This window comes from Winogradskyella sp. PC D3.3 (assembly GCF_054366245.1).
In genome coordinates, this window is the sequence record NZ_CM135962.1 from 47,996 (window position 1) to 69,772 (window position 21,777).

A 21,777-nucleotide genomic window follows, 5' to 3' on the forward strand; every position below is an offset into this window, starting at 1 on the left:
TGAGGCTTTTTTTAGATTAAATTCAAAAAGTCTACCTTTGCCGCCTTTTAATAATAAAAACTATTATGTTCGGTCAAAAAACCATTAAAAATTTCACACAAAACCCTAAGAATGATATTCTTGCAGGTATCACTGTATCATTAGCAATGATTCCCGAGGTCGTTGCCTTTGCTTTTGTCGCTCAAATTAGTCCTATTGTAGCCCTTTTTGGTGCCTTTATAATTGGAATCATCTCTGCACTTTTTGGCGGAAGACCAGGTTTAATCTCTGGAGCTGCAGGAGCTGTTGCTGTTATTTTTGTTCATATGATTCAAGAAGGCCATGCTAAAGGGCTTTTATTTGATACACCTGTAGAAAACATGGGCTATTTCTATTTGTTAGCTGCCGTTGTTTTAATGGGTATTATTCAAATCTTAGCAGGCGTATTAAAGCTTGGTAAATTTGTACGTTTGATTCCTCACCCCGTAATGATGGGCTTTGTAAACGGTTTAGCCATCGTCATTTTTATGGCACAATTGGGCATGTTTAAAGAAAATAACAAAGATGTTTTCGGACAAAATATGCGCAACACCGCATCTAAAGAACGCGTTTATAATGTTAATGATAGTGACAATACCGTAAGAGATTTAATTTCTGATACTAAACTTTTTTCAATTCAAGGAGAATCTGTAATTAACATCAATACAGGTGAAAAAGTTTTTATTCTGTCAAACAACCAAGTTTTTGATGCGAATACTAAAAAAGTGGTTTTCAACCTTCAAGACAATGGGTTTTACTCTGTAAAAGATAAGGGTGTTGCTAAATCAACAATGGAAGGTAAAAAACTCTATATCATGATTGGATTAGTTTTATTAACTATGCTCATTATTTGGGGATTACCTAAATTAACTAAAAAATTACCTGCTGCATTGACCGCAATTTTAATAGTAACTTTGATTTCTATTTTTGGGGGTCTCGAATCCATAAACGTAGGAGATTTCATTAGAGATGGTGGAGGAGCTGGATTAAATGGCTTTGATGAACTTTCTAGTAAACTTAACCTTGCAGAACTTTGGAGTCATTTACCATTTAATTTAGATACTCTAAAATTCATTGCTCCTTACGCCTTTTTAGCGGCATCAGTAGGTTTGATAGAAACATTAATGACCATGAACCTTGTCGATGAATTAACAGATTCTAGAGGTGATGGAAACAGAGAATGTATTGCGCAAGGCTCTGGAAATATGCTAAGCGGAATCTTTGGTGGTACTGGAGGTTGTGGAATGATTGGGCAAACCGTAATTAATATTAACGCAGGTGGTAGAGGTCGTTTATCTGGTGTTATGATGGCAATCACCCTGCTTACCTTTATCTTATTTGCTGATAAATATATTGAGCAAGTGCCAATTGCAGCGTTAGTCGGCGTTATGTTTATGATGGTTATTGAAACCTTTGCTTGGTCCAGTTTCCGAATCATGAAAAAGATACCAATGTCAGATGCCGTGGTACTCGTTATCGTTTCTGTTGTAACAGTGATTTTCGATTTAGCCATTGCAGTCTTTGTCGGTGTAATTATTTCAGCATTATCGTTTGCTTGGGAAAATGCTAAGAAAATTAGAGCACGTAAGCGTATTCAAGCCGATGGCACAAAAACATATGAAATTTGGGACCACTATTCTTTGGAAGCATAACCGCTTTTAATGAGAAATTCGATATTAAAAATGATCCTAACAATGTAGAAATAGATTTTATTGAAGCTCGTATTTCAGATCACTCGGCTATTGAAGCTATTTTTAGTATTGTCGAAAAATATCAAGCCGAAGGCAAAACCATAAAACTAAAGCACTTAAGTGAAGATTGTAAAATTTTACTATACAAAGCCAGTCCTAAATTTAAAGATGTTATCGTTGAAGCTATTGACGACCCTCGTTATCATTTAGCGGCAAATCCGGAAAAATTCACAAAACCCCTCTCTGAATACAACATCTAAATTGCAATATTTACAGCCCCTACAAGCTAAGGCTTAAGGTGTTATCATATTATTTTAAAAAAAATGTGATTAAATTAGTTGAATATCAACTAATTAAACTATCTTTGCACCTTAATTTAATATATTATAATATGAGTACTGGTACAGTAAAATTTTTTAATGACTCTAAAGGTTTTGGATTCATAACAGAAGAAGGAAACAACAAAGAGCATTTTGTACACATTTCTGGTTTAGTCGATGAGATTAGAGAAGGAGACAATGTAGAGTTCGATTTAGCAGAAGGAAAAAAGGGATTAAACGCAGTTAATGTAAAAGTTATATAATTATATATCTTACAATCTTTTTAAGAAAAAAGCCTATCCTTTGGATAGGCTTTTTTATGTTTATTAATTACCTCTTTTTATAAAAGCATAACACAACATACATGAGCTTATTTCATAATAAAAAATAAACTAAGACAATCCTTCCTTTAGGCTATAAAAAACAGCTTTATCTAGTTGTGTTTTTAAGTAAGACACAGCTGCACTGCTTCTTTTACCCGATTTACAATATACCACAACAGGCAACGTAATATCTATTTCTTTAAATCGTTTTGACAACTGTCCTAACGGAATGTGTTGCCCTCCTATATGATACACTTCTCTTTCAGACAATTCCCTAACATCTAATAAATTATAATTCGCTTTATCTTTATTTAATTCATCTAATGTGATTTCTTTAGTTAAAACAATTCCACAGAAAACATTGTAATCTTTTTCTAAAGCGATAATTTTTGAAGCTTCATCTTTTTCAAAACTCAGAATTTGTTGATTCAGACTTAAAGCATCAAATAATAACAGCTTATTGACTAATACTTCTCCAATACCACAAATAATTTTAATCGCTTCATTTGCCTGTAAACTCCCAATGATTCCAGGTAAAACCCCTAATACTCCAATTTCTGAACAATTGGGAGACGCTTCAGGTTTGGGAGGTGCTGGATATAAACATCTATAAGTTCCACTTCCTAAATAATTAAAGACACTAACTTGACCCTCAAATTTAAAAATAGCGCCATAAACTAGAGGTTTGTTAGTTATTACTGCGGCATCATTTGTTAAATATCGCGTTGAAAAATTATCACTTCCGTCTATTATAATATCATAATTAGAAAATAATGCAATAGCATTTTCTCGTGTTAGTTTTTCGTTGTAAGTATTAAAAAGAACAAACGGATTTAATTGAGATAATCGCTTAGCAGCAGTTTCGGCTTTAGACAAACCAATATCATCAATAGTATATAAAATTTGACGCTGCAAATTACTTTGATCAACTACATCATAATCTATTATACCAATAGTTCCAACACCTGCCGCTGTTAAATATTGCAGAACAGGACAACCTAAACCACCAGCACCAATGACTAAAACCTTCGCTTGCTTCAATTTTAATTGTCCAGCTTCACCTATTTTATCTAAAATAAGATGACGACTGTATTGTTTTCTTTCTTCTATGATAAAGCTCATTACTTTTCTATAGCTTCAAAATGTTCCCAATCTTTCCAAACCACTTCTAAGCCTTGCCCTTTTAACATCTTTACGATTTCTTCTGTACTTCTTTCATCGGAAATTTCAAACTGCTCTAACGATTGTGGTTCTACGGTATAACCTCCTGGATTTGTTTTTGATTCTGCACTAATAGAAGTTGCACCTAGGTTAACAATATTATTTCTAAATATTTCGTTTTCTCTTGTAGACATAGACAATTCGATATCCTCATCTAACAAACGAAACGCACAAATTAACTGCACTAAATCACTATCGGTCATTTCTACTTTTGGTTCCAAACCTCCAGAATGCGGTCTTAATCTTGGAAATGAAATAGAGTACTTTGTTTTCCAATACGTTTTCTGTAAATATTTTAAATGTAAGGCTGTAAAAAAACTATCGGCACGCCAATCTTCTAAACCAAACAAAGCACCTAATCCAATTTTATGAATACCTGCTTTCCCTAACCGGTCTGGTGTATCTAAACGGTAATTAAAATTAGATTTTTTTCCTTTTGGATGGTGTTTCTTATACGCTTCTCTATGATAGGTTTCTTGATATACCAATACAGCGTACAATCCGTTTTCAATTAACAACTCATATTCCTCTTGATCTAGAGGCTGTACTTCGATAGTAATATTCGAAAATTGAGAACGTATTATTTTAATCGCGTTTTTAATATAATTTACTCCCACGGTTTTATTGGCTTCACCTGTCACTAGTAAGATATGGTCATATCCTTTTGCTTTTAAAAAAGCCACTTCTTTTAAAATCTCAACATCGGTTAATGTGCGTCTTGGTATTTTATTTGTCATACTAAATCCGCAATACGTGCAGATATTCTGACACTCATTACTTAAGTACATTGGCGCATACATTTGTATGGTATTACCAAAGCGTTTTTTAGTCAACATACTGCTTTTCTGAGCCATTTGTTCTAAAAATGGTTTTGCAGCAGGAGAAATTAAGGCTTTAAAATCTTCTAAATCGAGTTTTTCTTTTGCTAAGGCATTTTCTACCTCAACTGTAGTTTTATTGAAGATACTTTCTAATGTATTGTCCCAATTATAAGTGTCGAAAAGTGCTATAAACTTTGCCATACTTTAGTTTAAAAAACTCGTTAACGGACTACTAGCCTCAGCTTTATTTTTAATAGGTGCTAGTTTGGCTTCAAATGCCATTCTACCGGCTTCAACCGCCAATTTAAATGCTTTTGCCATAGCTACCGGATTTTTAGACACTGCAATTGCCGTATTTACTAAGACAGCATCTGCACCTAATTCCATGGCATAAGCCGCATGCGATGGTGCTCCAATACCTGCGTCTACAATTACAGGCACATTGGATTGCTCGATAATAATGTCTAAAAAATCTTGCGTTTTTAATCCTTTGTTACTTCCTATAGGTGCGCCTAATGGCATAACACATTGCACTCCTACATCTTCTAATCGTTTACACAATACCGGATCTGCATGAATATAAGGCATCACTACAAATCCTAATTTCACTAATGCTTCTGCAGCTTTTAAAGTTTCTATAGGATCTGGTAATAAATACCTAGGATCTGGATGAATTTCCAATTTAACCCAATTTGTCCCTAAAGCCTCTCTTGATAATTCTGCTGCAAAAACAGCTTCTTTTGCGGTTCTAACACCCGATGTGTTTGGCAATAAATTAATATGAGCCTGTTTTAAATGCCTTAAAATATCATCTTCATTATTTTGAACATCTACTCTTTTTAAAGCAACCGTTATGAGTTCGCTTTCTGAAGCTAACAAAGCTTCTTTCATCACTTCTGAAGCGCTAAATTTTCCTGTTCCTGTGAATAATCTAGAGGTAAATTCTTTATCTGCTATTTTTAATATATTAGTCATGTTTTTTATCTTTTTGAATCTCTATTAGATTAAGAATACTTAGGCTTTTATTTCTGATGTATTTAAGAGTTTACGAAACTTAGAAATACTTGTAAACTCTTTAGTTATTGTTCCCGAAACGGCTATTCCGTAAACACCTGTTTTCATTATTGACGTAACATCTCCCATACCAATACCACCAATAGCAATTATAGGCATGTCTTTTTCTAATTTATCTATTATTTGCTTATAACCTTCAACCCCTAAAACTGGACTTAAATTCTTTTTAGTTTCTGTAAACTGAAAAGGTCCTAAACCAATATAATCCACTTCCTTTTCTATGAGAACTTTGCAATCCTCTAAAGTGTTGGCAGTGCCACCAATTAGAAATTGTTTTCCCAAATAGGCTCTAGCTATTAATGGACATGCGTCTGTTTTTCCTAAATGAACACCGTCTGCTTTTACGGCTTTAGCTATTTTATAATGATCATTTATTATTAGCTTTACTTTAAATTGAGTGGTGATTTTTCTAGCTTTTTTAGCCGTTTCTAAAATGATATCTAGTGGTATTTCTTTTAAACGCAGCTGTACTAATTCTACTCCGTTTTCACATGCTTTTTGTATGTTTTCTATATGGTCTTCTGGTATTTTACCTTGAGAGATATAATGTAGTTTACTTAGCATTTTCTGTATATTTATGTGTTCCTAGCAAGGTGTTGTTTGAATTTAAAAACTGTTCGGTATACCATTTTACATTTTTACAAGCATCTTCTATGTTCATTCCTTTTTCTAAATTAGAAGCCAATGCTGACGATAAAACACAACCGCTTCCATGCTTTTTAAAAACAACTTCTGCAATTGGCGGAATATTTAGTTTTACTATTTTACTGTAGTACACTTCATCCCATCCTTTTTTATCTGTTCTATGACCTCCTTTTAAGTAGATATTTGTTCTTTCTGATATAAAATCGATAGTGTCTTCTATAGATTTCTCAGGGAACAAGGCTTCAATCTCTTCATAATTTGGTGTAATAAAATCGCAACTTCTCAAGACTTCTTCTAAAACTTTTAAATCTTGTTTGTTATGAAAACTAAAACCTGCACTTGCTTTTAAAATAGGGTCTAATACTATTTTTATAGTTGGATTTAGCTTTTTTAATGTTTGAATAACGTTTAATAAAACGTCCCAAGACTGGATGATTCCTATTTTGACTGCAGTAATGGAAAACCGTTGAAACAAAAGGTCAATCTGATTTAAAATGGTTTCTTTTTCTATCCAAATACAATCTTCAAAATCTATATCGTTTTGAACGGTAACTGCCGTACACACGGATAAACCGTACAAACCATGCGCTTCAAAGGTTTTAATATCTGACGTAATTCCGGCGCCACTCGATGGGTCTAAACCCGCTATTGTTAATATGTAGTTTTTTTGATTCAAATTTTTAATTTATTTAGTTCTCGCCTGCGCTCGAACTGACAATCGGATATTATTATTTTGTTGTAAAAGCTTGATAAGAACGTTTTATACTTTTAAAGCTCTCTACAGGATTTTCTGTATTCCAAACACCACCTAAAACACCAATTCCTTTAAACCCCAATTTTATGGTTTCTTCTATCGTTTCTTCGGTAATACCACCCATACCAATGATTGTTTTATCTATATGGTTAACATCAAAACCTTTTCCTTTGTAACCTTTTTTAGATATTGAAGAAAAAACAGGACTTAATAAATGATAGTCGAACTCAAAATAACACGCTTTTAAGACTTCTGGTTCATGAAATGAAGAACTTATTGTTTTACCAAACATATTTAGATTTTTAAAATATTGACCAGGATTATCTATATGGTCAATCCTTTTTTGCTCTTGAAAATGAATGCCTTTTAAATTGAAATCGTTGATCAACTCATGGAAATAATGCACTACAATTCTATTGTGATATTCTTTATCAATTTTGTTTAAATACGCAACGTGTTCATCGTAGTTTTTCTTTGGTTTTCTCAAATGATACACCAATAAACCTTCTTGAAATAATTGGTTTAGTATTTCTATTTCGTTTGGAATATCGTTTTCTGGCGCGATAAGAACTATCATAGTGTTTTTAATATTTAATATTTAAAGTTAAATAGGAATTCATGAGTGTTATACAATTGCAGTGGCATCCTTTTGCCGTCAGTTCGAGTAAATTTATGCAGTACAACTGAATAAATTTGTATCGAGAACCAGCAAAAGATATGACGGAAAGCCCGACCACGCTTTTTTTTCAAAGCGTGGGAACTTCCTAATCATTTTATAGATAAACTTCGGATCCTTTTTCTTTAAACTCTTTAGATTTCTCTTCCATTCCTTTTGCAATAACCTCGTTATCTACGATATCGTTAACTGCAGCAAAATCGCGTACCTCTTGAGAAATTTTCATGGAGCAGAATTTTGGTCCACACATAGAACAAAAATGAGCGATTTTAGCACCTGCAGCAGGCAAAGTTTCATCATGATATTCGCGAGCACGCTCTGGATCTAATCCTAAATTAAACTGATCTTCCCAACGGAATTCAAAACGCGCCATACTCAACGCATTGTCTCTGTGTTGAGAACCTGGATGGCCTTTTGCTAAATCGGCAGCATGCGCAGCCAATTTATACGTCACCACACCAACGCGTACATCTTCTTTATTGGGTAAACCTAAGTGCTCTTTTGGCGTTACGTAGCACAACATAGCACAACCGTACCAACCTATCATTGCAGCTCCAATACCAGACGTAATATGATCGTAACCTGGTGCAATATCTGTAGTCAAAGGACCTAAAGTGTAAAAGGGAGCTTCATCACAAACTTCTATTTGCTTCTCCATATTTTCTTTAATCATGTGCATTGGCACGTGTCCTGGTCCTTCTATAAAACACTGTACTTCGTGTTTGCGTGCAATTTGCGTAAGCTCTCCTAAAGTTTCTAACTCTGCAAATTGCGCTTCGTCGTTAGCATCGGCAACAGAACCTGGACGTAAGCCATCTCCTAGAGAAAAAGCAACATCGTAAGATTTTAAGATTTCGCAAATATCCTCAAAATGCGTGTATAAAAAACTTTCTTTATGATGTGCTAAACACCATTTCGCCATAATAGAGCCACCACGAGACACAATACCAGTAACACGATTGGCCGTCATTGGCACGTAACGCAATAAAACCCCTGCGTGAATAGTAAAATAATCAACCCCTTGTTCGGCTTGCTCAATTAATGTATCGCGGAAAATTTCCCAAGTTAAATCTTCAGCAACACCATTGACTTTTTCTAATGCTTGGTAAATAGGTACGGTACCCACTGGGACTGGAGAGTTACGAATAATCCACTCACGTGTTTCATGAATGTTTTCGCCAGTTGATAAATCCATAATATTATCGGCTCCCCAACGGCAAGCCCACACTGCTTTTTCTACTTCTTCTTCTATGGAAGAGGTAACGGCAGAATTGCCAATATTTGCATTTATTTTCACTAAGAAGTTTCGACCTAAAATCATAGGCTCTGCTTCTGGGTGATTTATATTTGATGGAATTACAGCACGACCTCTTGCCACTTCTTCCCTTACAAATTCTGGTGTAATTTTATCTGGAATAGACGCCCCAAAATGTTCACCTTTATGTTGCTTTCTAATCTCGGTCATTTCGTCTATTCGTTGGTTTTCGCGAATAGCGATGTATTCCATTTCTGGAGTAATAATGCCTTGTTTTGCGTAGTGTAATTGAGTTACGTTTTTGCCTTTTTTAGCGCGTAATGGCTTTTTTAGAAGCTTAAAACGCATATGATCTAAGCTTGCATCGCTTAAACGGTCATTACAATACTCTGAAGAAAACGATTCTAACTCCTCTACATCACCACGCTCTTTAATCCAAGGCTCACGGATTCGTTCTATTCCACTGTGTACATCTATGTTTTTGTTCGGATCGGTGTAAGGTCCGGAAGTATCATAAACTGTAACCGGCTCATTGGGTGTTTTCTTTTTGGTCATGGCGTCTACCGTATCACTTAAAGTAATCTCGCGCATGGCAACTTTAATTTGCGGATAAATTTTTCCGCTGACATAGATTTTCTTAGAATTCGGAAACGGCTGTCTTGTAATACCGTTTTGTTTTGGTGCAGTGTCTTTGTTCTTCATTTGATAAGTGGTTTCTTTTTAAGATAAAAATCATCCTCCTTGAGTAGATTTTATAATTAAAATATCATCGTTATTTTGAAGTAATCTTGAAGACCAATCTGTTTTTTTTACTACAGTATTATTTATAGCAATAGCAATTCCGTTTGTTTGAATTTTTAAATTTTCAACAAAGGATTGTAAGGTGACGTTTTCTAAAATGTGGTGGACTTCTTGGTTTACTTTTATAGCAATCATATTTATAAAATATTACTGTAAACCAAAATGGTAGTATTTCGATGTCTTATCGAACATAACTTTTTCCTACGTTGGTATTAACCAAATCAGGTTCTAAGGATGTTTCTCAAACTAATTTAATAGCTACTCCTAAAGTTTACACTTCAAATATAGAAGATTATTTATGACTTTAGAATGCTTTTCAATTTATTTTTTGAATCCTTTTTTTTTTAGAAACCTATTTTAACTGAAATCTATTTCTAAAAAAATAGTTTAGCAACTTTTCTATTTTAGCTTTCACTTTTTCTATTGAAGGAATCATGGTTTGTTCTAAAGTGGAATTTAAAGGAATTGCTGGCATATCTAAATATTTAAAGCATTCTTCTTGAATTTTTCCAGATGTATGATGATTTAACAAAGGCACCTTGGCATGAATTAATTTCGGTCGTCGTTCTTCATAAATAGTTTTTATGACTTCACAGTTTCATAACTCTACATTAAGTTGGCTCCTTCTTTCGAAATGGCTTCCAACTCATCAAATCCTTATATATATTCAAATGCATTATATACATATTTCTAGTTGAGTTGAAGCGACTAGATAAGAAGATAGTTTACAATCTTTATAGATCGTTTTTTTTAGTTTAAATACTGAAGTCCTTGCTTTCATATAATTACTACAAAGTAATATATTAATGCAAAGCCTAAGTACTTTAAGCAATTCTAGATTTTAGTCAACAAATTTTAAAACGAGAGCATTTTTCTAAAATAAAATTAAGGCTATTAATAGTATACTCCACCTATTAAAGACTACGCTATACTTTTCATAATAAGACAATTAAGACAAACAAACAAGTTTAATTAGAAAAATAAACAGTACTTTTAACCAAAATTAGAACCCAAAAATCTAGTTTTCTTATTTAAACCCTACTTATAATTATGAAAACAACCTTCCCTATAAAAGTTAAAATCCTTGTATTTTTACTTTTTTGCTACTCAGTACATTCTATTTCTGCTCAAACCGAAACTATTTATATTGATTTTGGGAGTCTTGGCGCAAACGAAAGTGCTTCTCCTTGGAATAATGTAACCGATCCAACTTCTGGATCCATAAGCAATCTGATAAATTCTAATACAGTCGAAACCGGGATTGGTTTTTCAATTGTTGATGCTTTTCCAGGGATCAACGAAACCGGAACTACATCTCCGAATTCTAGTTTAAATTTTATAGGATCTGCAACAAGAGATAGTTTTTATGGGACGTCTTCCGATGGTGGTTCTTTAACTTTTAATAATCTAATTGTAGGTAAACAATATACTATTTCAGTATTTGCATCGCGCACAGGAGTGTCTGATAATAGAGAAACGGCTTATACAATTGAAGCGCAATCTACACAAACCATTAATTTAGATGCTTCTCAAAATACAAGTAACGTTGCTACAGCTTCTTTCTATCCTAAAGCTAATGGCACAATTATCATAAATGTTTCAACAGGACCGAATAACGATAATGGTTCTGGCTTTATCTATCTAGGAGCTATTGAACTTGAATATAGTGTTGATGCACCTGTATATTCTGATAATGCTATACTTATAGATTTTGGATCTAGTGCTAATCAAAGTAGCACTCCATGGAATAATTTAACGGATCCTTATATTACAGGAAACATAAATAATCTAATAAATAAAGGAGGAACTACAACAACAATAGATGTTGCTGTTACAGACAGTTTTAATTATTTTAATGAAGATGGAACCTCAGCACCTGGTGCAAGTTTAGGATTGCCAAATACAGCTACAGCCGATAGCTTTTTTGGAAATACATCTGAATTTATAGCGAAAACAGAACCAACTGGAGCTATAGAGTTTAGCGATCTAAATCCAAATGATGTGTTTAACATCACTGTTTACGCATCGCGATTAGATTACACTGTTACAGACAACAAGGAAACTCAATACGTAATTGAGGGTTTAACAACAGAAACAGTGTTCCTAGATATTGCTAACAACCAAAATAATACAGTCTCAACGAGCATAAGTCCTAAGGCAGATGGTACATTAAAAGTAACAGTATCCCCAGGTCCTAACAATACTAATATCTATGGTTTTTTCTATTTAGGTGCCATGGTTTTAGATTATACACCACAACCGTCATTAACATTAAATAGCCCAAATGGAGATGAATTTTGGCAAGTAGGAAAAACACCTGAAATAATGTGGGATTCTACAGGTCTCAGTTCAGATATCGATTTAGAATATTCTATTGATAATGGAGCGTCATGGAGTGCAATTGCAACTGTACCTTATACAACAAACAGTTATAGTTGGACCATACCAAACACCCCCTCACAAAATTGCTTAGTGAGAGCAACATCAGATTTAATTAGTGACACAAGTGATAGTGTTTTTGAGATTTCTAGCGATAATACAAGTTGCAATATTGTTGTTATAGGATCTTCTACAGCTGAGGGTATAGGAGCGTCTTCTCCCGAATTTGCTTGGGTAGACTTATATGCCAAAGCACTTTTTCAAAAAAATACTAGAATAAATGTAATTAACTATGGTAAAGGAGGATACACAACGTACCATTTGCTGCCAACAGGTACTTCAATTCCTAGTGAAATAGGAGTAACTATAGACACTGAACGAAATATCACAAAGGCTATTTCAAACCATCCAATTGGTATTATTGTAAATTTACCTTCAAATGATACCGCTAACGGATATCCAGTTGCAGATCAATTAAGTAATTTTGCTACCATATATAATGAAGCCCTTATTAACGCCGTTCCTATTTGGATTACGACAACCCAACCACGATATTTTGCCTCTCCTACGCAGACACAAGATCAAATTGATGTCAGAGATGGTATAATTTCCACTTATGGAACTTATTCAATTGACTTTTGGACAGATGTTGCAGATACTGATGGCACAATTTTAAGTAATTTAGATTATGGAGATGGAGCTCATTTAAACGACTCAGGTCATAGCATATTATTTAATAAGGTTTTAGGTAAGGACATTCCAAATGCTGATTGTATTTCTAGTCTTCCGGCCGGAGCTTATCTTTATTGCAGTGATTCATGGAAAGATAACAATGTTCCTTCTTTAACAACAGGCACTGTAGATGTGTATGTAGGTAAAGGAACATATATTATAAATGAAGATGAAAATATCGTAGTTAACGATCTTAACGTCTCAATTAATGGATCTATAATAATTAAAGAAGGCGGAAGTATAACCGTAAATGGTAATTTAGTGAATAATGGTAATGTTTCACTCGAATCCATATCTACTAAATATGCTAGCTTAATTGTAGAAGGTGTAAGTACAGGAAGTGTGTCTTACAATCGTCATGTAAACAATGCAGCCGCGGCAAATTCATCAACTTCAAAGAATGATTTAATAAGTGCACCTGTAACTGGACAAACTTTCGGGGATTTTAGAGCTGAAAATTCAAATTTACCTTCCGGAACTATTAATGGTAATCCTGCCTTCTTGTTTGGAATTTTTAATCCAACAGCTGGAAATTACGTCTACTATTCACCAGATGTAGATAGTAATGTTTTATCCGCAGGAAATGGTTACGTATCAGGATCAAGCGATGGGTCTGATTTTACATTTATAGGGAATGCAGAAACAAGTTCTATTAATGCTTCTATTGTGTCAGGCGGAGCTAACGATTGGAATCTTATAGGTAATCCATATCCTAGTTATCTAAATGCTCAAGATTTTTTAAATAATATCACAAACTCTGGTTTAATTAACGAAAGTGCCATTGGTATTTATGGATATGATGGAGCTGCATCAGATGGTTGGACTATCTTAAATTTAGCCACAACGACTTCTAACACCATCATTGCGCCAGGACAAGGCTTTTTTGTTAAAGCGGATGCCTCAGGAGATATAACTTTTACACCAAGTATGAGAAGGGTTGGTGCTGATGATGATTTTATTTTGGGACGAAATGCAAATCTACTAACCTATTTGAAATTAAAAATTAACTCATTAGATAAGGAGTTTCATACCGATTTTTATTTTAATGATAATGCTAGTCGAGATTTAGATCCAGGATATGATGCTGAGATTTGGGGCGAAACACCTCCTAATTTTTCTTTATATTCTAATCTATTACAAGATAATATTGGTAGGCCAATTGCTTTACAAACTTTTCATTCAAATGATTTATCTGATTTGGTCATTCCATTGGGTCTTCATGCAAATGCAAATGAATCTTTAACGTTTAATATTTTAGAATCAACTCTTTCAGGTACAGTTAGTGTGTATTTAGAAGACACCCTAACCAACGAAATAACTTTACTTAATAATTCAGAATATACAATTAATCCATCAGAGCAAATTTCTGGTACAGGTCGTTTTTATTTAAGACTAGAATCTAACCAACTTAATGTTGCAGAGCAACCTTTAGAAAAATTAATAGTTTATGCCAATAATACTAACAAAACTATTGAAGTGATTGGTCAATTACAAAACCAAACAAATTTTAAGCTATACGATGTTAATGGAAGAATAATCCTTTTTAACGCTTTAAATAGTGCTCAAACTAATCAATTTATTGACATCGCAGATTTATCTGCTGGTATGTATATTATTGAATTAATAGAATCAGAGACTAATACGAAACGAGCTAAAAAGTTAATTATTCAATAATAGGTATTTAGTATTTTAGGATCGTTTCTATCTTAGCTTTCACTTTTTCAGTTGAAGGAATCATAGTTTGCTCTAAAGTTGAATTCAAAGGAATTGCAGGCATATTTTCACTACCAATAGTCATCACTGGTGCGTCTAAATATTTGAAGCATTCCTCTTGAATTTTTCCAGATAAGGCTCTTGCAAAACTATTATTGGAAGGCTCTTCTGTGACAACCAAACACTTTCCTGTTTTCTTAACCGATGTCATGATCGTGTCTTCGTCTAAAGGAAACAACGTACGTAAATCAATCACTTCTATCTGATCTTGCATGCCTAATGCTTCAGAAGCATTCATTGCCCAATGCACTCCCATTCCATAAGTTACTATGGTTAAAGTCTCTACATTGTCTTGCTTCCAAATTTCTTGTAACACCCATGCTTTACCAAAAGGCAATACATAATCTTCGCTTGGTTCAACTGATGTTGCACCTTGCGTTCCTGGCACTTTAGACCAATATAAACCTTTGTGTTCTAAAATTACAACTGGATTAGGATCGTAATACGCCGCTTTCATCAACCCTTTTAAATCGGCTCCATTACTAGGGTACGCTATTTTAACACCTCTAATATTTGTAATTACACTTTCTACTGAAGATGAATGGTAAGGGCCTCCACTTCCATAAGCACCTATTGGCACTCTAAGAATCATGCTCACTGGCCATTTACCATTAGATAAATAGCAACTTCTACTCACTTCTGTAAACAACTGATTTAAGCCAGGCCAAATATAATCGGCAAACTGCACTTCAACAATGGGTTTTAATCCAACAGCACTCATACCAACGGTTGAACCAACAATAAAGGCTTCTTGAATTGGGGTATTAAACACACGATCGTCTCCAAATTTTTGCGCTAATGTTGCTGCTTCTCTAAAAACACCACCAAGTCGTCCACCAACATCTTGTCCATAAAGCAAACACTCTTTGTGCTTTTTCATCAGTTCTTCTACTGCGAATAAAGCACAATCTACCATCACGACTTTCTCAGCACCTTCTGGTGAACGTGTTCCTTTTTCCTCGGTAATTGGTGTGGGTACAAAATCGTTGGTAAATAAATCTTCCGGTTTTGGGTCTTCAGCCGATAACGCTCTTTCAAAATCGGACTGCACTTTCGCTTTCGCGGAATTTTCAATGTCTAAAACGTCTTGTTCTGAAAATCCTGCATCTAGTAATTGTTGTTTAATAACCGGATAAGGATCACGAGAACGTGCTTCTTCTAAATCATCGCGATACCATTCCATTCTTACACCAGACGTATGGTGATTTAATAATGGTACTTTGGCGTGCACTAAAAACGGTCTACGTTCGGCACGAATCGTTTCTATGACTTTTTCTAAGGCTTCATAACTTTCTGTAAAGTTAGCGCCATCTATTGAGATAGCGTCTAAACCTTTAAATCCTTGTGCGTATTCGAAAGCATTTTGCGCTCTTGTTTCTGCTGCATTGGCACTAATATCCCAACCGTTATCTTGTACTAAATACAAAATTGGCATTTGCTTTAATGCTGCCATTTGGAACGCTTCTGCTATTTCACCTTCGGTTACAGAGGCGTCACCTAAAGAACATACCACGAATGGTAAATCTTTAAGTGTTTTATCGTCTAAACCTTGTAATTCTTTGTACTGCATTCCCATAGCAACTCCTGTTGCTGGAATGGTTTGCATTCCCGTTGCAGAGGATTGGTGTGGAATTTTTGGCTTATCGTCGTCCTTTAAACTTGGATGCGAATAGTAGGTTCTTCCTCCAGAAAATGGATCGTCTTTTTTAGCTAACAATTGCAACATTAAATCGTAAGGCTCTAAACCAAAAGATAATAACATAGCATCGTCTCTGTAATATGGAAAGGCATAATCTTGTGGTAATAATTGAAGTCCTAAAGCAATCTGAATGGCTTCGTGTCCACGAGATGTTGCATGTACGTATTTTGAAACTTGTTTAAAATTAGCTTCGTATAATTCTGCCATAGCTTTTGCTGTACAGAGTTTTGAAAATCCTTTTTTTAGTGTTTCTTTTTTCATATTCATTTCCCATGAAAATGGGAATCTCATTAATTAAACATTTTTCCTATTCCGTAGATTCCTACTTTCGCAGGAATGACAAACTCTTTGTCAGTTCGAGTGAAATTGCTTTTCTTGCAATTTTGTGTCGAGAACTTTTGATGACTTCTCGATACAATTCCGATAAAAAATCGGAATCACTCGAAGTGACATTGTTCACGCGTTAGGGATTGAACGACCTGTTTGAGCTCCTTTTTGCGTTTTGCAAAAAGAGCGAGTAGTGAAAGCCCGACCCTTGTGGTAACGCCCAAATTACTCTAAGCTAATTCTTTTTCTACTTTAGTCATCCAATTAAATTGGTCGTCTAGCTTGCCTGTTTTAATAGCATTCAAGGTATCATTAACTTCTAATCCAACCGGACTTTCATCAGAAACATGAATCGTCTCTCCTTCTAATCCAATCTCTTGAATGTAGGCTATACCAACCGCTGTTCCTGTTCCGAAAGCTTCTTCTAAAGTCCCGTTTTCTGATGCAGCTTTAATTTCATCGATAGTAATTTTTCGTTCTGTTACCGTGAAATTCATAGCACGTAACATCTCTATAACGCTAGCTCTTGTGATGCCATGCAACACAGAACCGTCGAGCTCTGGCGTGATAAATTCTCCATTGATTTTGAAGAAAATATTCATGGTGCCCACTTCTTGAATGTAGTTATGCTCAGCGGCATCTAACCACAACACTTGATCGTAACCTTTAGCTTTTGCTAATTCTGTTGGACGAATGGCTGCTGCATAATTTCCAGCGGCTTTAGCTTCACCGGTTCCACCTTGTGCTGCTCTAATGAATTGCTTTTCTGCCCATAATTTGATGCGTTTACTAAAAAATGGACCCGCTGGTGATGCCATAATTATAAACTTATAATGGGTTGCTGCACGCATACCAATAAAAGGCTCGTCGGCATACATGAATGGTCTTAAATAAAGTGCGCTTCCATCGGTTGGCGGAATCCAATTGTGCTCTAAACCGACTAATTCTTTAAGTCCTTCTACAAATAAATCTTCAGGAATATGAGGCATTCCCATTCGGTCTGCACTTTTGTTTAAACGCTTGGCATTTTCTTCTGGTCGAAACAACATTGGTGCACCTTCGGTGTCTTTATAGGCTTTCATCCCTTCAAAAATAGCTTGACCGTAATGTAAAGCCATTGCAGCTGGATGTGTAGGAATTAATCCTAATGGTTCAATTCTTGGATTAACCCATTCTCCGTTTTCGTAGTCGCAAATAAACATGTGATCGGTGAATGTGGTGCCTAATGGAATATTGTTGAAGTCTAAGGCATCAACTTTTGATGTTTCTACTTTAGTGATTGAAATGTTAGGTTTCATATATGTATGTTTTTTTAGAGTGTTTAAAACACCCCTAAAGTCCCCTCAAGGGGACAATTCTGAATTTATATTTCTCTATTACTATCAAATTGTTCAAAATAATCGGCTACGCGTCGCACAAAGCTTCCGCCTAAAAAACCATCTACGACTCTGTGGTCGAATGATAATGATAAATACATCATGCTACGAATAGCGATTTCATCTCCTTTTTCAGTGGTGATGACTTCTGGTCTTTTCTTAATGATTCCCAATGCTAAAATGGCAACTTCGGGTTGATTGATAATTGGTGTTCCCATAACGCTTCCAAAGGTTCCTACATTAGAAATAGTGAAAGTGCTGCCTTTTATATCGTCTCCTGCTAGCTTGTTTTCTCTAGCTTTATTGGCGAGTTCATTTACGTTACTAGCAATCTCTTTTAAATTTTTAGTATCTGCATTTTTTACTACAGGAACGATTAAGTTTCCACTTGGTAATGCGGTTGCCATACCAATATTAATATCTTCTTTTACAATGATGTTATTACCATCGACAGAAGCATTAATATTCGGAAAATCTTTAACGGCTTTAGCTACGGCTTCAACAAATAATGGTGTGAATGTTAAACGCTCTCCATGCTTTTTTTGAAAGGCTACTTTGTTAGCGTTTCTCCAGTTTACCATGTTCGTCATATCTGCTTCTACATAAGCAGTAACATGAGGCGATGTATGTTTTGAGTACACCATGTGATCTGCAATCATTTGGCGCATTCTGTCCATTTCGATGACTTTTCCTTTGCCTTTATCGAAATTCAATTGTGGAATTCTGTAAGCCGTTGGATCTTGCGTTACAGCTTGCGCAAATTTATAAGGTCGTCCGTCTTCTATATACTGAAAGACGTCACTTTTGCGTAATCTGCCTTCATTTCCTGTTGCAGGTATTCGTGCTAATTCTTCAAAGCTAATATGATGTTCTTTGGCTATGTTTATAATTAATGGCGAAAAGAAAGTGTTAGTATTATTTACCGAAAATGAAGTTGAATTCGAATTGGTAGGCTGCTGAACTGGCTTTGGTCTTTTAGTCTTAGCCTTGTTCTCGACTGCGCTCGAAGGGACAGCTTTAGATTCATTTAGTGTTTTGGATTTCTTTACGTCTTCTGAAAGGTCTAAAATCGCTAGAACTTCTCCTACAGGAACCACATCTTTAGCTTGAAACATGGTTTTTACTAATGTTCCAGATGCTGGTGCAGGTACTTCGTTATCTACTTTATCTGTGGCGACTTCAAGAATAATATCTCCTTCTTCAAATGCATCGCCTTCAGCTATTAACCAATTGATGATAGTTCCTTCAGTAATACTTTCACCCATTTTGGGCATCTTTAATTCAAAAGTCATCAAGCTAATATAGTTTAGGATTATAAGAATTAAAGATAATATATATCGAATTATACAATTGTTAAAATCTTTTAATTTACTATTAAAAAGGATATTATTCTTTATTTAAATAATACTGTAGATGATTTATCTTTTAATCGTTAAATTTACCGCTTTAAAACAACTAATTTTCTCATGCCACATACACTCGATAACATAGACACACAACTACTCACTATACTTCAAAAGAATAGCAATCGGACGACTAAGAGTATTGCTGAAGAACTCGGTATGAGCACTTCACCTATATTTGAACGTATTAAAAAATTGGAAAAGGAAGGCTATATTGAAAAATATGTGGCTGTTTTAAACAATAAGAAAATTGGCTTAAAGCTGACCGTTTTTATAGGTATTACCTTGCAAGGTCACACTCGTAGTTATTTGGAAAAGTTTGTAAAGGAAATTAATAACTTCCCGGAAGTTGTAGAATGCCACAGGGTCAGCGGGAATTTTGATTATTTATTGAAACTCGTCGTTGAAGATATTGAAGCTTATGAAACCTTTATCATTTCAAAATTAACGCTCCTTCCTTATCTAGGAAATGTACAAAGTTTGATTGCGCTATCGACAAGTAAAGAAACGAATGAGATTGATTTGAGTCGGGTGTTGTAGGCCTGTAAGGTTTTGAAAACCTGATAGAGCTTCTCAATACAATTCCTATAAAAAATCGGAATCACTCGAAGTGACATCAGTTTACTTTTTGAATGTTTCTCGAAGTGTTTTATAACTATCCTCTTGCATTTTCATATTCTCAGGCACTTCTCGTAATGGCTCAACGGCTTTTAAACTCTCGTGGCAATCTGCAGGTAATTGCTGATACAATTGCGTGCCTTTTGTTTTCCAAGCGATCATCTCATCACTGACGTGTTTGATGACTTTTGCAGGATTACCAACGACTAAACTTCGCTTTGGAATTTTGGTTTCGGCTTTTACAAATGCCATGGCACCTACTATGGATTCGTCGCCTATTTCGGCATCGTCCATAATTACGGTGTTCATTCCTATTAAGCAATTTCTACCCAAATTCGCACCGTGAATAATAGCACCATGACCAACATGTGCACTTTCTTTTAAGGTAATTGATTTTCCTGGAAACATGTGAACCGTGCAGTTTTCTTGTACGTTTACACCATCTTCTAAAATAATTTGTCCCCAATCTCCACGAATAGCAGCTCCTGGACCTATGTAGCAGTTTTTGCCAATAATGACGTTTCCTGTTACTGCCGCTAAGGGATGCACGAAACTGGATTCGTGAACGACTGGAGTATAATCTTTAAATTTATAAATCATATTAAATGTAAAATTTAAAACCGATAAATAATAAATATCAAAGTAAGCTCCTTTATAATTTAAAATTTTTCAGTTTTACATTTTGCGGTTTCTATTTAAACCCTTTCAATTTCTCTTTTGTAAAATCACTCAACACTAATCGTCCACTAGTTGCAGCGCGCTCAGCTAATAAAGCATCCCAATCATCAGTACCTTGCCAGAAGACCTTTTTCATTTCTAGCATAGCTTCTGTGTTATACGTACACAAGTGCTCTGCTGTTGCTTTTACGGCTTCGTCTAAAGCTTCTGTGCTTTCATACACTTGGGTGAATAAGCCTTTTTGTTTTGCCCATTCTGCAGGATAAAATGTGTTGGCGTCTATAGCGATTTGCGACATAGCGCTTAATCCCATTTTACGTTCTATAGCTGGTCCGACCACAAAGGGTCCAATACCAATATTTAATTCGCTTAACTTGATGGCTGCAAATTTGGACGCCATACAATAATCTGTTGCAGCTGCCAAACCAACGCCGCCTCCAACAGTTTTTCCTTGAATGCGACCAATAATAAATTTTGGACATTTACGCATCGCATTAATCACATTGGCAAATCCAGAAAAGAATACTTTCCCTGTTGCGGCATCGTTGATGTTTATTAGTTCTTCGAAGCTAGCTCCTGCGCAAAAGGTTCTGTCTCCTCCACTTTTAAGAACGACCACTTTAATAGCGTCGTTAGTTCCAGCGTCAGTAATGGTTTGCGCTAGTTTTGCTAATACATCTCCTGGTAGCGAGTTGTGTGCAGGATGGAAAAACTCGATGTATCCTACTTCGTTTTTTATGTCTAGTTTTACGTATGGTGTGTTCATGTTTACTTTCCGCGAAAGCGGCAATCTTTAAAATGTTATACTTTTCTTTATTGATACTCTAATCATAGGAAACTCAGTTTAAGAATTAAACTTATATTATTTCATATAAATCCTTCCAGTCCGGATTGAACTGCTCTATTAATTCAATTTTCCAAGCTCTATTCCATTTCTTCATTTGCTTTTCTCTTAATTTAGCTTCTGCTTCAGTATTATATTCTTTAAAATAAACAAGCGTACCTAAATTATATCTGGCCGAAAATGTTGTTGGATGCACTTTATTCTTATGCTGATATATTCTTTTCTTTAATCTTTTGGTTTCACCAATATACAAAACACCATCTTTTTTATTTGTAATTATGTAGACGTAATGCTTCATATTTTGAACTTCTTTTATAAGATTCCCACTTTCGTGGGAACTTTGAACAAT

Annotated in this window: 20 protein-coding genes and 1 riboswitch; of the genes, 5 read left to right on the top strand and 15 right to left on the bottom strand. The window is 35.0% G+C overall.

Features of this window, described 5'->3' with window-relative positions; translation table 11 throughout:
• Positions 1-65 precede the first annotated feature (65 nt).
• The 3 genes from ACXGSQ_RS00215 (at position 66) to ACXGSQ_RS00225 (ending at position 2,292) form a co-directional block, all read left to right on the top strand.
• Positions 66-1,670 (top strand): SulP family inorganic anion transporter, encoded by a 1,605-nt coding sequence (locus ACXGSQ_RS00215; protein ID WP_458627662.1) that lies wholly within the window; start codon positions 66-68, stop codon positions 1,668-1,670.
• Positions 1,643-1,969 (top strand): hypothetical protein, encoded by a 327-nt coding sequence (locus ACXGSQ_RS00220; RefSeq protein WP_458627663.1) that lies wholly within the window; start codon positions 1,643-1,645, stop codon positions 1,967-1,969. Before ACXGSQ_RS00215 ends, ACXGSQ_RS00220 begins: the two co-directional genes overlap by 28 nt.
• A gap of 131 nt (positions 1,970-2,100) precedes the next feature.
• A complete protein-coding gene (locus tag ACXGSQ_RS00225) occupies positions 2,101-2,292 on the top strand; it encodes a cold-shock protein (RefSeq protein WP_020895249.1) in 192 nt (63 codons plus the stop codon).
• 129 nt (positions 2,293-2,421) lie between these two features.
• On the opposite strand, the gene moeB is transcribed toward ACXGSQ_RS00225, so the two are convergent.
• The 9 genes from moeB to ACXGSQ_RS00270 form a co-directional block, all read right to left on the bottom strand.
• Entirely contained in the window at positions 2,422-3,474 is a 1,053-nt protein-coding gene (moeB, locus tag ACXGSQ_RS00230) for a molybdopterin-synthase adenylyltransferase MoeB (protein ID WP_458627664.1), read from the bottom strand.
• The gene (gene thiH, locus ACXGSQ_RS00235; protein ID WP_458627665.1) at positions 3,474-4,595 is read right to left on the bottom strand and encodes a 2-iminoacetate synthase ThiH; all 1,122 of its coding nucleotides are present in this window, start codon (positions 4,593-4,595) and stop codon (positions 3,474-3,476) included. The genes moeB and thiH overlap by 1 nt, the downstream gene beginning before the upstream one ends.
• Before the next feature lie 3 nt (positions 4,596-4,598).
• Positions 4,599-5,369, bottom strand: a complete 771-nt coding sequence (locus ACXGSQ_RS00240) for a thiazole synthase (RefSeq protein WP_458627666.1) — start codon at positions 5,367-5,369, stop codon at positions 4,599-4,601.
• Positions 5,370-5,408: 39 nt separating this feature from the next.
• Positions 5,409-6,032: a thiamine phosphate synthase gene (gene thiE, locus ACXGSQ_RS00245; RefSeq protein ID WP_458627667.1), complete on the bottom strand. Its 624-nt coding sequence runs from the start codon at positions 6,030-6,032 to the stop codon at positions 5,409-5,411.
• On the bottom strand, positions 6,022-6,789 hold the full coding sequence (locus tag ACXGSQ_RS00250; RefSeq protein ID WP_458627668.1) for a hydroxymethylpyrimidine/phosphomethylpyrimidine kinase: 768 nt from the start codon (positions 6,787-6,789) through the stop codon (positions 6,022-6,024). Before ACXGSQ_RS00250 ends, thiE begins: the two co-directional genes overlap by 11 nt.
• A gap of 52 nt (positions 6,790-6,841) precedes the next feature.
• Positions 6,842-7,444, bottom strand: a complete 603-nt coding sequence (locus tag ACXGSQ_RS00255; RefSeq protein WP_458627669.1) for a thiamine phosphate synthase — start codon at positions 7,442-7,444, stop codon at positions 6,842-6,844.
• 196 nt (positions 7,445-7,640) lie between these two features.
• Positions 7,641-9,500 carry a phosphomethylpyrimidine synthase ThiC gene (gene thiC, locus ACXGSQ_RS00260; RefSeq protein ID WP_458627670.1) on the bottom strand — a complete coding sequence of 620 codons (1,860 nt, stop codon included), beginning with the start codon at positions 9,498-9,500 and terminating at the stop codon, positions 7,641-7,643.
• 30 nt (positions 9,501-9,530) lie between these two features.
• The gene (thiS, locus tag ACXGSQ_RS00265) at positions 9,531-9,734 is read right to left on the bottom strand and encodes a sulfur carrier protein ThiS (RefSeq protein ID WP_458627671.1); all 204 of its coding nucleotides are present in this window, start codon (positions 9,732-9,734) and stop codon (positions 9,531-9,533) included.
• 46 nt (positions 9,735-9,780) lie between these two features.
• A riboswitch (TPP riboswitch) is annotated at positions 9,781-9,875 on the bottom strand.
• A gap of 76 nt (positions 9,876-9,951) precedes the next feature.
• Positions 9,952-10,074 carry a hypothetical protein gene (locus tag ACXGSQ_RS00270; RefSeq protein WP_458629385.1) on the bottom strand — a complete coding sequence of 41 codons (123 nt, stop codon included), beginning with the start codon at positions 10,072-10,074 and terminating at the stop codon, positions 9,952-9,954.
• Positions 10,075-10,649: 575 nt separating this feature from the next.
• Here ACXGSQ_RS00270 and ACXGSQ_RS00275 point away from each other — a divergent pair.
• The gene (locus ACXGSQ_RS00275; protein WP_458627672.1) at positions 10,650-14,384 is read left to right on the top strand and encodes a GDSL-type esterase/lipase family protein; all 3,735 of its coding nucleotides are present in this window, start codon (positions 10,650-10,652) and stop codon (positions 14,382-14,384) included.
• A gap of 7 nt (positions 14,385-14,391) precedes the next feature.
• Here ACXGSQ_RS00275 and ACXGSQ_RS00280 read toward each other — a convergent pair whose 3' ends face one another.
• The 3 genes from ACXGSQ_RS00280 to ACXGSQ_RS00290 all read right to left on the bottom strand — a co-directional run bounded on the left by ACXGSQ_RS00280 (position 14,392) and on the right by ACXGSQ_RS00290 (position 19,177).
• Complete coding sequence (locus ACXGSQ_RS00280; protein ID WP_458629293.1) at positions 14,392-16,449, bottom strand: alpha-ketoacid dehydrogenase subunit alpha/beta; 2,058 nt, start codon at positions 16,447-16,449, stop codon at positions 14,392-14,394.
• A 290-nt stretch (positions 16,450-16,739) separates the two neighbouring features.
• A complete protein-coding gene (locus tag ACXGSQ_RS00285) occupies positions 16,740-17,807 on the bottom strand; it encodes a branched-chain amino acid aminotransferase (protein WP_458627673.1) in 1,068 nt (355 codons plus the stop codon).
• A 65-nt stretch (positions 17,808-17,872) separates the two neighbouring features.
• Positions 17,873-19,177, bottom strand: coding sequence for a dihydrolipoamide acetyltransferase family protein (locus ACXGSQ_RS00290; protein ID WP_458627674.1), 1,305 nt, complete (start codon positions 19,175-19,177; stop codon positions 17,873-17,875).
• Between the two features lie 174 nt (positions 19,178-19,351).
• On the opposite strand from ACXGSQ_RS00290, the gene ACXGSQ_RS00295 reads away from it, so the two are divergent.
• Positions 19,352-19,828 (top strand): Lrp/AsnC family transcriptional regulator, encoded by a 477-nt coding sequence (locus ACXGSQ_RS00295; RefSeq protein ID WP_458627675.1) that lies wholly within the window; start codon positions 19,352-19,354, stop codon positions 19,826-19,828.
• 81 nt (positions 19,829-19,909) lie between these two features.
• Here ACXGSQ_RS00295 and ACXGSQ_RS00300 read toward each other — a convergent pair whose 3' ends face one another.
• The 3 genes from ACXGSQ_RS00300 to ACXGSQ_RS00310 form a co-directional block, all read right to left on the bottom strand.
• Positions 19,910-20,506 carry an acyltransferase gene (locus ACXGSQ_RS00300; RefSeq protein ID WP_458627676.1) on the bottom strand — a complete coding sequence of 199 codons (597 nt, stop codon included), beginning with the start codon at positions 20,504-20,506 and terminating at the stop codon, positions 19,910-19,912.
• A 91-nt stretch (positions 20,507-20,597) separates the two neighbouring features.
• Entirely contained in the window at positions 20,598-21,350 is a 753-nt protein-coding gene (locus tag ACXGSQ_RS00305) for an enoyl-CoA hydratase/isomerase family protein (protein ID WP_458627677.1), read from the bottom strand.
• Positions 21,351-21,441: 91 nt separating this feature from the next.
• Positions 21,442-21,744, bottom strand: a complete 303-nt coding sequence (locus ACXGSQ_RS00310) for a GIY-YIG nuclease family protein (RefSeq protein WP_458629294.1) — start codon at positions 21,742-21,744, stop codon at positions 21,442-21,444.
• Positions 21,745-21,777: the final 33 nt, after the last annotated feature.